Annotated in this window: 10 protein-coding genes and 1 tRNA gene; 1 reads left to right on the forward strand and 10 read right to left on the reverse strand. The window is 63.7% G+C overall.

Annotated features, from left to right (window positions below):
• Positions 1-260 precede the first annotated feature (260 nt).
• The 6 genes from KIG99_RS08215 to KIG99_RS08240 all read right to left on the reverse strand — a co-directional run bounded on the left by KIG99_RS08215 (position 261) and on the right by KIG99_RS08240 (position 10,152).
• Positions 261-3,323 carry an efflux RND transporter permease subunit gene (locus KIG99_RS08215; RefSeq protein WP_226459721.1) on the reverse strand — a complete coding sequence of 1,021 codons (3,063 nt, stop codon included), beginning with the start codon at positions 3,321-3,323 and terminating at the stop codon, positions 261-263.
• The gene (locus tag KIG99_RS08220; protein ID WP_226459722.1) at positions 3,320-4,471 is read right to left on the reverse strand and encodes an efflux RND transporter periplasmic adaptor subunit; all 1,152 of its coding nucleotides are present in this window, start codon (positions 4,469-4,471) and stop codon (positions 3,320-3,322) included. Before KIG99_RS08220 ends, KIG99_RS08215 begins: the two co-directional genes overlap by 4 nt.
• A gap of 85 nt (positions 4,472-4,556) precedes the next feature.
• Positions 4,557-6,560: an acyl CoA:acetate/3-ketoacid CoA transferase gene (locus KIG99_RS08225; RefSeq protein ID WP_226459723.1), complete on the reverse strand. Its 2,004-nt coding sequence runs from the start codon at positions 6,558-6,560 to the stop codon at positions 4,557-4,559.
• A gap of 34 nt (positions 6,561-6,594) precedes the next feature.
• Positions 6,595-7,992 carry a GntP family permease gene (locus KIG99_RS08230; protein ID WP_226459724.1) on the reverse strand — a complete coding sequence of 466 codons (1,398 nt, stop codon included), beginning with the start codon at positions 7,990-7,992 and terminating at the stop codon, positions 6,595-6,597.
• Between the two features lie 161 nt (positions 7,993-8,153).
• Positions 8,154-9,557, reverse strand: a complete 1,404-nt coding sequence (locus KIG99_RS08235; RefSeq protein ID WP_226459725.1) for a sigma-54 interaction domain-containing protein — start codon at positions 9,555-9,557, stop codon at positions 8,154-8,156.
• A 10-nt stretch (positions 9,558-9,567) separates the two neighbouring features.
• Positions 9,568-10,152 carry a CBS domain-containing protein gene (locus KIG99_RS08240; RefSeq protein WP_226459726.1) on the reverse strand — a complete coding sequence of 195 codons (585 nt, stop codon included), beginning with the start codon at positions 10,150-10,152 and terminating at the stop codon, positions 9,568-9,570.
• A gap of 222 nt (positions 10,153-10,374) precedes the next feature.
• Here KIG99_RS08240 and KIG99_RS08245 point away from each other — a divergent pair.
• Positions 10,375-10,450: transfer RNA gene (locus KIG99_RS08245), tRNA-Ala, on the forward strand.
• Between the two features lie 94 nt (positions 10,451-10,544).
• On the opposite strand, the gene KIG99_RS08250 is transcribed toward KIG99_RS08245, so the two are convergent.
• The 4 genes from KIG99_RS08250 to folD all read right to left on the reverse strand — a co-directional run bounded on the left by KIG99_RS08250 (position 10,545) and on the right by folD (position 13,493).
• Positions 10,545-10,967, reverse strand: a complete 423-nt coding sequence (locus KIG99_RS08250; protein ID WP_226459727.1) for a hemerythrin family protein — start codon at positions 10,965-10,967, stop codon at positions 10,545-10,547.
• Positions 10,968-11,053: 86 nt separating this feature from the next.
• Positions 11,054-12,046 (reverse strand): L-threonylcarbamoyladenylate synthase, encoded by a 993-nt coding sequence (locus tag KIG99_RS08255; RefSeq protein WP_226459728.1) that lies wholly within the window; start codon positions 12,044-12,046, stop codon positions 11,054-11,056.
• Between the two features lie 7 nt (positions 12,047-12,053).
• Positions 12,054-12,551: a 5-(carboxyamino)imidazole ribonucleotide mutase gene (gene purE / locus KIG99_RS08260; protein ID WP_226441423.1), complete on the reverse strand. Its 498-nt coding sequence runs from the start codon at positions 12,549-12,551 to the stop codon at positions 12,054-12,056.
• Positions 12,552-12,635: 84 nt separating this feature from the next.
• On the reverse strand, positions 12,636-13,493 hold the full coding sequence (gene folD, locus KIG99_RS08265; protein WP_226459729.1) for a bifunctional methylenetetrahydrofolate dehydrogenase/methenyltetrahydrofolate cyclohydrolase FolD: 858 nt from the start codon (positions 13,491-13,493) through the stop codon (positions 12,636-12,638).
• Positions 13,494-13,527: the final 34 nt, after the last annotated feature.

Consider the following 13,527-nt stretch of genomic DNA (forward strand, 5'->3'; position numbering starts at 1 on the left):
CCCATAAACTCTTCTGACGCCCAACGTGAAGTGGACAGAAGTATTGCAGGGCTACTCGGATTTGTGATGTATAACCTTGCAGCATTCATTGGCAAAACCATTTGTTTATAAGAAGAATTTATTACTCTGTAAGCCGGTATGCAGTACTAAACGATCCGCCAAACCCTGCAAACGACAGAATTGCCAATGGCATTGTACGATCGCTTTCAGTCGGCTTGTCCATCGGCCGCTCCTTACCGATAGCGGAGCATCAAGCCCCCTCAATGCCCCTTCATCCCCAACCCGCCCCTGACCTTGCCGATCAAATCATCGATATAGGTAAACACCACCGGAATCACCAGCAAACTTAAAAAGGTCGAGGTGATCAGGCCGCCGATGACGACGATGGCCATCGGGGCGCGGAAGCTTGGGTCGGTGCCGATGCCGAGTGCGATCGGCATCATGCCGGCGCCCATCGCGATGGTGGTCATGATGATCGGCCGCGCCCGCTTGCGGCAGGCGTCGAGCAGCGCGCTCCAGCGGTCGAGGCCGTGTTCGCGGCGGGCGAGGATGACGTAGTCGATGAGCAGGATGGAGTTCTTGGTGGCGATGCCCATCAACATGATCAGGCCGATCATCGACGGCATTGACAGCGCCGTGTGCGACAGGAAGAGCGCAAGGAAAGCGCCCGGCACGGAAAGAATGAGCGCCGCCAGGATGGTCACCGGCTGCACGAAATCCTTGAACAGCAGCACCAGCACGATGTAGATGCAGAGCACGCCGGTCGCCATGGCCAGGGCGAAGCTGGCAAACAGTTCGCCCATCGCTTCGGCGTCGCCGACCGTGGTCTGGATCACGCCGGGCGGCAGCTTGCTCAGGCTGGGCATGGCGAGCGCGGCTTTTTCGACTTCGCCGAGCGGTTGACCGTTCAGCTCGATCTCGAAATTGATGTTGCGCAGACGGTCGTAGCGGTCGATCTCGGCCGGGCCGCCAGCAATGCTCAGGGTCGCGACATTGGCGATCATCACCGGGCCGTATTTGCCCGGCACGGTCAACCGTTCCAGCAGGCTCAAATCCTGGCGTGCCGCCGGCGGCAGCTTGACGATGATCGGCACCTGACGCTGCGCCAGATTGAGCTTGGCGAGGCCCTGATCGTAGTCGCCGGCGGTGGCGATGCGCAGCGTGTCGGCGATGGCGGCCGAAGTCACGCCGAGATCGGCGGCGCGCGCGAAGTCGGGGCGAATGACCAGTTCCGGCCGGACCAGGCTGGCCGTCGAGGTCACGTTGCCGATGCCGGGAATGCTGCGCAGGTCGCGCTCGACGAGACGGGCGTGGGCGGAGAGCACCGGGCCGTTTTCGCTGGCCAGCACCAACACGTATTTTTCGTTCGAGCCGCCGAAACCGACCTTGAGCTGAACGCCGGGCAGCGCCGCCAGACGGGCGCGGAAATCGGCCTCGACGTCCTGCTTGGTGACGCCGCCGCGTTCCTTGCGCGGCGTCAGGTTGATGGTCAGCGTTGCCTTGCGCACCTCGTTGGCACCACGCGGCGCAAACGGGTCGCTGCCGGCCGCACCGCCGCCGACCGCGGTATAGACCATCTTGACGTGCTTGTTCTGCTCGACGAGGGCGCGCGCCTGCTCGGCGGCGGCCAGGGTTTCCGGGAAGGTGCTGCCGGGCGGTAGCGAGATGTAGACCTGCGTCTGCGACAGGTCGTCGGGCGGCAGGAAGCCGGTCGGCAAGAGCGGCACCAGCGCGAAGGAGCCGACGAAGAAAACGACGGTTGCCGCCATCGTCAGCAGGCGATGCTTCAGGCACCAGGCGGCCCAGCCGCCGTAGATCGTCAGCCAGCGCGGTTCGTGATCCTCATGCATGAGCGGCTTGAGGATGTAGGCGGCCATCATCGGCGTCAGCAGGCGGGCGACGACGAGCGAGAAGAAAACGGCAATCGCAGCGGTCCACCCGAACTGGACGAAGAATTTGCCGGCCACGCCGCTCATGAAGGCGGTCGGCAGAAAGACCGCGATCAGCGTGAAGGTGGTGGCGATCACCGCCAGGCCGATTTCGTCGGCCGCTTCCATCGCCGCCGCAAACGGCGTCTTGCCCATGCGCAGGTGGCGCATGATGTTCTCGATCTCGACGATGGCGTCATCGACCAGGATACCGACCACCAGCGACATCGAGAGCAGGGTCACGACATTGAGCGTGAAGCCCATCAGGTGCATCACCGCAAAGGCCGGGATGATCGACAGCGGCAGCGCCGTCGCCGAAACGAAGGTGGCGCGCCAGTCGCGCAGGAAGAGCCAGACGACGATCACGGCGAGGATGGCGCCTTCGATCAGCAGCGACATCGAGCCTTCGAAATTCTCCTCGACCGGATCGACGAAATTGAAGGCTTCGGTGATCTCGATGTCCGGGTGTTCGAGGCGCAGTTTGGCCAGCGTGGCACGCACGTTGTCGGCGAGTTCGACTTCGCCGGCACCGCGGCTGCGCACGATTTCGAAACCGACCACCGGCTTGCCGTTGAGCAGCGCCGCCGAACGTTTTTCGCCGACCGTGTCGCTGACCGTCGCGACCTGGTCGAGACGCACGCGATGCCCGTCCGAGAGCAGGATGTCCATCGCCGCCAGCTCGCTCGCCGAGGCGACGGTGGCGATGGTGCGCACCGATTGCTCGATGCCGCCGACGTCGGCCTTGCCGCCCGAGGCTTCCTGCTGGATCTTGCGCAGCTGGCGCGAAATATCGGAAGCCGTGGCGTTGAGCGCGAGCAGGCGGGCCGGGTCGAGTTCGACGCGGATTTCGCGCGTCACGCCGCCGACGCGCGCCACCGAGCCGACGCCGCGCACGCTGAGCACGGACTTGGTAACGGTGTTGTCGACGAACCACGACAGCGCCTCGTCGTCCATCCGGCTCGACGCGACGGTGTAGGTCAGGATCGGGCTGCCGGCCAGGTCGACCTTGGCGATCACCGGATCCTTGAGGTCGCCGGGCAGGTCGGAGCGGATGCGCGAAACGGCGTCGCGCACGTCGTCGACCGCATCCTGCGTCGCCTTTTCGAGGCGGAATTCGACGGTAACGACGCTGACGCCGTCCTGCACCTTGGTGTAGATGTGCTTGATGCCCTGCAGCGTCGCGACCGAATTCTCGATCTTGCGCGCCACTTCGGTTTCCATCTGCGCCGGCGCCGCGCCGGGCAGCGAAGCGGTCACCGTCACGGTGGGCAGATCGACGTCCATGAACTGCTGCACCTTCATCGCCTTGAAGGCCATGACGCCGAACAGCGTCAGCATGATGAAGAGCAGGATGGCCGGGGTCGGATTCCGGATCGACCAGGCGGAAACGTTCATTGCGGCTTGCCGCCGGCCACGACCTTGACCGCATCGCCGTCGGCCAGGAAGCCAGCGCCGTTCTCGACGATCTGCGCGGTCAACGCCAGGCCGGAGGTGATTTCCAGACGCTCGCCAAGACGGCGACCGACACCGACCTTGGTCTGCGCGACACGGCCGCCGTCGGCCGTCGGGTTTTCGAGACGGAAGACATAGGCGAAACCTTCACGCAGCACGACAGCCCCCTGCGGCACGGTCAACGCCGGGCTGCGCCCCAATTCGAATTCACCGCGCGCAAACATGCCGGCCTTGATCGGCGCATCGGTCGGCAGGTCGACATAGACCAGACCGTTGCGCGTCTGCGGATCGACGCTGGGCGCCACGGTGCGCACCTTGCCGACGACGCGCTCGCCGTTCGGATTGACCAGCGCCGCAACGGCGCCCGGCTTGACGCGCGCCAGATCGGCGGCCGGCACTTCGGCGCGCCATTCGAGACGACTGCCGCGAATCAGGCGGAACAGTTCCTGTCCGGCCTGGGTCAGCGAACCAACCACGGCCGAACGGGCCGAGATCACGCCGTCATCGCTGGCCAGCACGACCGTCTTGCTCATCCGCACTTCGGCCGCCTGCAGGCGGGCTTGTGCCGCGGCGAGACGTGCCTGCGCCGTGTGTTCTGCCGTCTGGTACTGGGTGTTGAGTTGCGTGCTGTAGAAGCCCTTGGCTTTCAGCTCGGTCGCCCGCTCGCTGTTGCCCTTGGCTTCGGCCGCCGTCGCGGCCAGCTCGGCCACCGCCGCCTTGGCTTCGGCCAGTTCGCTGGCCACGGTGTCGCTGGCGATGCGCGCCAGGACCTGGCCCTTTTTGACCTTGTCGCCGACCTGGGCGGCCACTTCGGTGATCCGGTAATTGCTCAGTTCGGGACCGATCACCGCTTCCTGCCAGGCCAGCACATTGCCGTTGGCGGGCAGCACCTGCGCCCAGTCTTCGCTTTGCGGCGTGATCAGACTGACGGTCAGCGCCGGGCGGACGGCGGCCGCGGGCTTGGCCGACTCGCCCGACGGCGCCTCGCCGGAACCGGGAAAGACGAAAACACCGAGCGCAAGCAGCGCCGCCAGGGCAAGGGCAATGCGCGTCTTGCGCCCGGCAAGCGGGCCCGTGGAAATGAATTTCATAGAAAAACCTGTGTCGACCGCCAAGAATTGGCGAATGATACCTTGCCCCTCGCCAATGTCATCGCCGGCGGCCGCACCGCCGGATTCAGTGCGCGCCGAGCTGCCCCTGCGCCTCGTCGGCGCTTTCGTAGAGATGCGGCGTGATCTGCTGGCGCGCCAGCGCTTCGCCCAGTTTGAGACGCATGAAGGAACTCGCCGTGTAGCGCGTGACGTGATGGTAGTGGCGCGCCATGATGCCCTTGACGACGGCGATGTAGTCGTCGATCAGTTCGGGCGCGATGGCGAAGCGGTCGTAATTGACGATGGCGTTGACCTTGTGACCGAGCGGCGCGAGGTGCGCCTCGACCGCCTCGAGAATGCGCGCGATATCACTCGCACTGCGTACCGAGAGGCCGGCGAAATCGACGAAGAACAGGTTCTGCGCAGCATCGTAGGAAAGACGCTCGGCGAGCGGCCGCTCCAGCATGTCGGGGCGCAGGCTCATCAGTTCCTCGGTGAAGATGCGCGCATCCATCAAGGCCGGTGGCTGCGGCATCAGCGGCTGGAAGTCCATGCGGTCGAGGATGTCCTTCTGCAGATCGACGCCGGGCGCAATCTCGATCAGTTCGAGGCCGGCCGCCGTCAGGCGGAAGACGCAGCGCTCGGTGATGTAGAGCACGCTCTTGCCGACCTTGGCCGCCTGCGAACCGCTGAAGGTGCGGTGCTCGACTTCATCGACGAACTTGACCGAGGCGCCGTCCTGCAAAATGGCCAGTTTTCCGGCGTTGACCGCTACGTCGAGATTGCCGGCGGTAAAGGTGCCAACGAAGACGACTTTCTTGGCTTTCTGCGAGATGTTGATGAAACCGCCGGCGCCGGCCAGGCGCGGGCCGAATTTCGAGACATTGAGATTGCCTTCCTTGTCAGCCTGGGCCAGGCCGAGAAAGGCAATGTCGAGACCGCCGCCGTCGTAGAAGTCAAACTGGCTGGGCTGGTCGATGATCGCCTGGGCATTGGTCGCGGCGCCGAAACTCAGGCCGCCGGCCGGCACACCGCCGATCACGCCGGGTTCGGCGGTCAGGGTGAGCAGGTCGATGACCTGTTCCTCGGCGGCGACACTGGCCACACCTTCCGGCATGCCGATGCCGAGATTGACCACGGCGTTCGCCGTCAGCTCGAGCGCCGCGCGGCGCGCGATGATCTTGCGCTCGCTCATCGGCATCGCGGGAATCGCCGACATCGGCACCTTGAGCTCGCCGGCGAAGGCCGCGCTGTAAGGCTCGCTGAAAGTCTGCATGTGATATTCCGGCTTTTCGGCAACCACGACGCAGTCGACCAGGATGCCGGGAATCTTCACCTGGCGCGGGTTGAGCGTGCCGCGTTCGGCAATGCGCTCGACCTGGGCGATGACCAGGCCGCCCGAATTGCGCGCCGCCATCGCGATCGCCTGCGCTTCCAGGGTCAGCGCTTCCTTCTCCATGGTGATGTTGCCGTCCGGATCGGCCGTCGTGCCGCGGATGATGCCGACATGGATGGGGAAGGCCTTGTAGAACAGGTATTCCTCGCCGTCGATTTCCATCAGGCGGACAAGATCGGCCGTCGTCTTCTCGTTGAGCTTGCCGCCGCCGAAACGCGGATCGACGAAGGTGCCGAGGCCGACGCTGGTGATCGAGCCCGGCTTGCCGGCCGCGATGTCGCGAAAGAGATGCGCGATCACGCCCTGCGGCAGGTTGTAGGCCTCGATGCGATTGGCCACGGCCAGTTGCTGCAACTTCGGCACCAGGCCCCAGTGGCCGCCGATGACCCGCGCCACCAAGCCGTCGTGGCCGAGATGGTTGAGGCCGCGTTCCTTGCCGTCACCCTGCCCGGCCGCGTAAACCAGGGTCAGGTTGCGCGGGCTGCCGAGGCCGTGAATGTCGCGTTCGACCGCCTCGAGAAAGCGCTCCTCGAGCGCCACGGCAATGTTCTCGGCAAAACCGATGCCGACGAAACCGCCGGTGGCAACGGTGTCGCCGTCCTTGATCAGACGAACGGCGTCGGCGGCCGATACCACCTTGCCGGTATCGGAAGCACGCAACGAACTCGCCATCGGGTGACGGGAAAGGGCCATGATCAATCTCCTCGCTATTTGTTTTTATCGCTGATCAGACAATACCAGTCATGTAGAACACGGCAATCACCACGAAGACAGCCAGCGTCTTGATGCAGGTGATGGCGAAGATGTCCTTGTACGACTGGCGATGGGTCAGGCCGGTCACCGCCAGCAGCGTGATGACGGCGCCGTTGTGCGGCAGCGTATCCATGCCGCCGGAAGCCATCGAGGCCACCCGGTGGAAAACCTCGAGCGGAATGCCGGCCGCCTGCGCATTGGCGATGAAGGTATCGGCCATTGCTGCCAGCGCGATGCCCATGCCGCCGGAAGCGGAACCGGTGATGCCGGCCAGCGCGGTGACGGTGATGGCTTCGTTGATCAGCGGATTCGGAATCGAACCCAACGCATTGGCGACCACGAGGAAGCCCGGCAGCGCGGCGATCACGGCACCGAAACCGTACTCGGAAGCGGTGTTCATGGTGGCGAGCAGGGCGCCGCCGATGGCGTTCTTGCTGCCTTCGGCAAACTTGGCTGAAACGGCGCGCCAGCCGAAGATGAAGACGGTGGCAATACCGACCAGCAGGGCACCTTCAACGGCCCAGATGGCGGCGACTGCCTTGGTTTGCTGCACCACCGGGGCGGCCTTGCCGATCACCGCCGGAATGAAGGAAACCTTCTCGCCATAGAGCAGCGGGATGGCATTGGTGAACACCTTGTTCATGACGCCGACCATGACCAGCGGCAGGATGGCGATCAGCGGGTGAACCAGCTTTTCGTGCTCGAAGGCTTCCGGCTCGTTGCTGTGACCGTCACCATAACCTTCACCGGCGGCAGCCGCACGCCGGCGACACCATTCGAGATAGGAAATACCGCAGACCAGGATGAACAGCGCGCCTATCGTCCCCAGCCACGGTGCGGCATAGATATCGGTCTTGAAGAAAGTGGTCGGGATGATGTTCTGGATCTGCGGCGTACCGGGCAGGGAATCCATCGTGAAGGTGAAGGCGCCGAGCGCAATCGTGCCCGGAATCAGGCGCTTCGGAATGCCGCCCTGACGGAACATTTCAGCGGCAAACGGATAGACCGCGAAGACCACGACGAACAGCGAGACGCCGCCATAGGTCAGCAGGCCGCAGACGACGACAATGGCCAGCATCGCCCGTTCCCGCCCGATCAGGTTGATCACCGAGGCGACAATCGCCTTCGAAAAACCGGACAGCTCGATCACCTTGCCGAACACCGCACCCAGCAGGAAGACCGGGAAGAAGTTCTTCACGAAACCGACCATCTTGTCCATGAACAGGCCGGTAAACATCGGCGCGACCAGGCTGGGGTCGATCAACAGAACGGCGCCAAGGGCGCAGATGGGAGCAAAAAGAATGACGCTGTAGCCACGATAGGCGACGAGCATCAGGCAGGCCAGGGCGGCCAGAACGATCAGAAAGTCCACTGTTGTCTCCTTTGGATTTTATTGCGGAGCAACCCTCAGTGCACGGCCCATGCCAGCATGTTCAAGTCTTTGAATCGGCTGGATATCACCATTTTTCCGATGCCGGGGACTTCCCGCTTCTGTCAGCCGGTCCGGACATTGTGTCCGCAATGACGGACAGCTCAAGCTGCGTGCGCGTCCACACCCAGTATGGCGATCTTCTCGTAAAGTGCGGCGCGCGAAATACCCAGCAGGCGGGCCGCCTGGACCTTGTTGCCATGGCTGTTGCGCAAGGCGGCAAGAATCGCGGCACGTTCGGCGCTGGCCACCGCCTCGGCGATGCCGATCACGTTGCCACCAGCGAAACTCGCTGGCGCTTTCGGGGTCGGCATGACCAGGTCGAGATCCTCGGCCTCGAGCACATCGCCATCACTCATCAGCAGCGCCCGTTCGAGTACGTTGGCCAGCTCCCGGACATTGCCCGGCCAGTCGTGCTGTTGCAACCGACTCAGCGCCGCCAGGCTGATCCCGTGCGGAGCCATGCCCTGCAGGCGGCAGATCGACTCGATCAGATGTTCGGCCAGCAAGGCCATGTCTTCCGGCCGGTCGCGCAGGGCCGGAGTGCGCAGCAGGATGACGTTCAGCCGGTAATAGAGGTCGGCGCGGAAGCTGCCGGCAGCAACCATTTCTTCCAGATTGCGGCTGGTCGCGGCGATGATGCGGACATCGACCGCAATCAGCTTGTTCGAACCGACCGGCTCGAACTCGCGCTCCTGCAGGGCGCGCAACAACTTGGCCTGGAGCGCCAGCGACATGTCGCCGATTTCATCGAGAAACAGCGTTCCGCCATCGGCCAGCTTGAACTTGCCGTCACGGCCGCGCCGCTCGGCGCCGGTGAATGCGCCCGGCGCCACACCGAAGAATTCGGCTTCAAGCAGGTTTTCCGGCACCGCAGCAATGTTGACCGCAACGAAGGGGCTGTTGGCGCGCGGACTGGCGGCATGCACTGCCTGCGCCAGCAATTCCTTGCCGGTACCGGTTTCACCGAGGATCAACACCGACGAAGAAGTCCGCGACGCCCGCCGGGCGGCCTGCTTGAGATTGCTGCAGGCCGGTCCGGCGCCGATGAAGCTGGAAAAGGTGTATTTGGTACGCCGGGCATCGGCCAGCTTGCGCTCGGCCTCAGCCAGGTCCAGACGCAGCTTCTGATAGCGGCTGACCACCGGTGCCAGATGACGCAGGTCGTCGAAAATCATGAAGCCGACCCCGCCAACGACGGTGCCCTCGGCATTGCGCAGCGGCAGACGGGTGACGACAAAGGAGTCACCCTCGAAATCCATGACATCGAGCATGATCGGCCGGCCACACTCGACCACCTGGCGCATCTGGCTGTTCGGGATGATCTTCTCGACTGGCTGCCCGATCATCGCCGCCGGGTCGGCGATATGCAGGCGGCGCGGGTAGTGATCGTTCATCCAGACCACATTGGCGCTGGCATCGACAATCACCACACCGGCACAGACATCGGCAAAATGCGCCAACAGCGACTGGTTGGCCAGTAATTGAAGCTCTTCCCGGGTAGTCATCTGGACGTGGTCAGTTGGCGAGCGCGGCTTCGATTTCGGCAAAGGTCGAGGCCAGCTCGAAACCCAGGACCGGCACGCCAAGCAGGCGGCCGATCTGGGTCGCCGAGAAGATGCCGCGCACGCGGGGCAGACCGGTTGCCGGATCGACGTCTTCCACCATGATGTGCTGCCGGCCCTGGTTCTTCAGGGCATTGAGGATGTCGATGACACGGGCGTGCATCACTTCGTTGAGATAGAGCGTGTCGATATTGGCGAGCGGACACATCAGGTCCTTGACCGTCAGATCGTCGCGTTTGCCATTGCGGGCCTGGGCCAGTTGCAACGGCCGTTCGCCGAGGATGTCGCGGGCGGTGATCAGTCCCAGCACCTCTTCATCGGCGCTAACCACCATCAACAGGCGGACGCCACGCGAAATCATCGTGGCATTGGCTTCCGGCAGCGAAGCCGCGGCGCTGATCGTAACCGCATGCACGCGGGAAAAGTCAGTCATCGCCTCGATCGCCGGCGAATCGGCGCCGACCTGGTTGTAACCGGAGGTACACAGGGTGGCGTTGGAAGATAGCTTGTGCGTACGCACTTTGGTAGAAAGTGTCATGTCTCGACTCCATTGGTCTGTTGTTTTTGGCCGCAGCGGCAAGCGCAACGGCAGCAGGCGGCAAGCTGGTCTTATTGTTCCCGACGCCCGCTTGCAGTATTGGCAGAAGCGACAGGCTTGACAAGGGGGGCGCGGGAAAACCCTAAGAGCAAAAACCCGACGTCACAACACGCATTTCAAGCTATTCCCGTTGGCGCCCTAAGCCGCTAGAATAGACGGCATGGGGGCGTAGCTCAGTTGGGAGAGCGATTGGTTCGCAATCAATAGGTCGGCGGTTCGATCCCGCCCGTCTCCACCATGCATGACCTTGCATGCATGCTCAGGTTTTCGCAGCTGCGGAAACAAAAATGTCCGCTCGCGGCGGACATTCGCTACCCGGACAAAAACAGCAATCAGCGCCGCTGCCGTGCATCATCGATCAGCGGTTTGAGCAGCAGATCGAACTTCATCATGTGCTGCAGCACCCAGCCGGAAACCTTGGGCGCCAGGAACTCCGCTGCACCATAGCCATCGGAAATCGAGGTCAGGTGTATCAGGGACATCTCGTTCATGATCGCGGTATGGGCCGCAACATGCTGCTCGAACAATTCGCCCGGCAAGCCGATCTTTTTCATCAGTGCTTCTTCGTAATCGAAGTGCTGGGCCATTTTCCCGGTCAGCTCCGACATGATTTCATTGCACTTGTAGCCGGACACGTCGTCGGAAACTTTCTTCAATGCGTCCAGACACTCGAACAGCCCTTCGTGCTGACTATCGAGCAATTGGCCACCTAGAACAAAGGGCGCCGGCAGGAAACGAAAACTTTGGCTGAACATGGAATTTATCACCTCAGGTGAGTCACCATAGCACGCACCAATCCGGTGCGCAAGCGGGGAGTGGCGCGCAAGGCATGAACCTGAACTCAGGCCTGGCCGGCCCCCGCCACGGCGCGCCGCAGGCGGTCGGCGACGGCCGCCCAGGCCGGGGTTTCCGGCAGCGCTTCGACGGCAATCAGGTCGACACCGGCATGGTCCATGTCGCGCATGGCGGCATACAGACCGTGCGCGTAGCCGACCGGATCGGCCGGCAGCAGTTGCCAGGCGTGCGGCATGCCGGCTTGCGGCGGCTGGCTGTGGGCGATGACGCCGCAGCGGTCGCCCTTGTGACGCTGGGCATTGATGAAATCGAGCAGACGTTCGCCAGCGACCAGGCGCATCGGCGTCTGCGGCGCGTAATGTGCGGCCAGCGAGCCGGAGACGCGCGGCGCGCCGCTCGCCGTCTCGATTTGCGGCAGACGCCCGAGCACGGCTTCGAGATGGCCCGGCGCGATGTGGCCGGGGCGCAGCACCACCGGTTCGCCGCGCGAGCAGTCGACGATGGTCGACTCGATGCCGACCGCGCAGGGTCCGCCATCGAGGATCATGGCGATGCGGTCGCCGAGTTCTTCGCGCACATGCTCGGCCGTGGTCGGGCTGATCCGCCCGAAGCGGTTGGCCGAGGGTGCGGCGATACCGGCGTGTTCGCCGGTTGCCGCGGCAAAACGCCGGAGCAATTCGAGCGCCACCGGGTGGCCGGGAACGCGCAGGCCGACAGTGTCCTGGCCGCCGGTCACGGCGTCCGGCACCCAGGCCTGTTTCTTCAGAATCAGTGTAAGCGGACCGGGCCAGAAGGTTTCCATCAATTCCCAGGCGACGGCAGGAACCTGCTCGGCCCAGCGGTCGACCGCGTCGTGACCCGATAAATGCACGATCAGCGGATGATCGGCCGGCCGCCCCTTGGCGGCAAAGATTTTCGCGACCGCCGCCGGATTGGCGGCATCCGCGCCCAGACCGTAGACCGTCTCGGTCGGCAAGGCGACCAGTTCGCCGGCGCGCAGCAGCGCGACAGCGCGGTCATAGTCCGGGCTCAGTGGCAACAATGGCTCAGACCAGATCCGGCAGGGTCTTGGCCAGAACCTTTTCGGTCTGGTTGACACGGAACTGGGTCAGCTTGTCAGCCACACCGGCATCGCCCAGGGCGAGGATGGAGACGGCGAACAGCGCGGCATTAGTCGCACCGGCTTCGCCGACGGCGAAGGTGGCGACCGGAATGCCGCCCGGCATCTGGACCATGGAGAGCAGCGAGTCGAGACCCATCAGGTGCTTGGACGGCATCGGTACGCCGAGCACCGGGATCTGCGTCTTGGCGGCGAGCACGCCGGCCAGGTGGGCAGCACCGCCGGCAGCGCCGATCAGCACCTTGATGCCGCGTTCGGCAGCGGTGGCAGCGTAGTCCAGCGCCTGATCCGGCGTGCGGTGGGCCGACAGGACCTTGGCTTCGTAAGGAATGCCCAGGTTCTTCAGGGTTTCGGCGGCGGCCTTCATGATCGGCCAGTCGCTGTCCGAGCCCATGACGATACCAACCAGGACTTCTTTGCTCATGTTTTTTCCTTCAGGAATAAGGGGATAGATAAAAGTCGCAGGACCGGGCCCGCGTCGGCAGGCCTTGGTCAGCAATCCGGCAAATTAGTTTCCGGCTGCTTTGCGCTCGGCCGCCTCGATGGTGTTGGCGAGCAGCATGGTGATCGTCATCGGGCCGACGCCGCCCGGCACCGGCGTGATCTGGCCGGCGGTGGCGAGGCAGTCGGCAAAATCGACGTCGCCGCAGAGTTTACCGTCCGGCAGGCGGTTGATGCCGACGTCGATGACGACGGCGCCCGGCTTGATCATGTCGCCGGTGACGAACTTCGGCTTGCCGACCGCGGCAACGACGATGTCGGCACGGCTGGTGTGGAATTTCAGGTCGCGCGTGCGCGAATTGCAGACGGTGACCGTCGCGCCGGCATTGATCAGGAGCAGGGCCATCGGCTTGCCGACGATGTTGGAGCGGCCGATGACGACGGCCTCCTTGCCGTTCAGATCGACATTGCCCTTCTCGAACATCTTCATGACGCCGTAGGGCGTACAGGGAATGAAGCGCGGGTTGCCCTGGGCCAGTGCGCCGACGTTCTCGGCGTGAAAGCCGTCGACATCCTTGTCGGCAGCGATGGCTTCGAGCACTTTTTCTTCGTCGAAATGTTTGGGCAGCGGCAGTTGCACGAGGATGCCGTGAATCGCCGGATCGGCATTCAGCTCGGCGATCTTTTTGAGCACGACTTCCTGGTCGACCGTTGCGTCATAGGTGATCTTCTCGGAGTGCATGCCGATCGCCAGGCAACCATTGACCTTGTTGCGGACATAGACTTCGGAGGCCGGATCGGCTCCGACCAGGATGACCACCAGGCCGGGTTTGTGGCCCTTGGCCGTGAGCGCTTCCACGCGCGCCTTGAATCCCTGGCGCAGTTCTTCAGCCAGGGCCTTGCCGTCGATAATTTGTGCCGTCATCGTCGCCTCCACCAGAAATGAAAAGGGGAAAGGC

It is taken from the genome of Quatrionicoccus australiensis, assembly GCF_020510425.1.
Taxonomy (GTDB): domain Bacteria; phylum Pseudomonadota; class Gammaproteobacteria; order Burkholderiales; family Rhodocyclaceae; genus Azonexus; species Azonexus australiensis_A.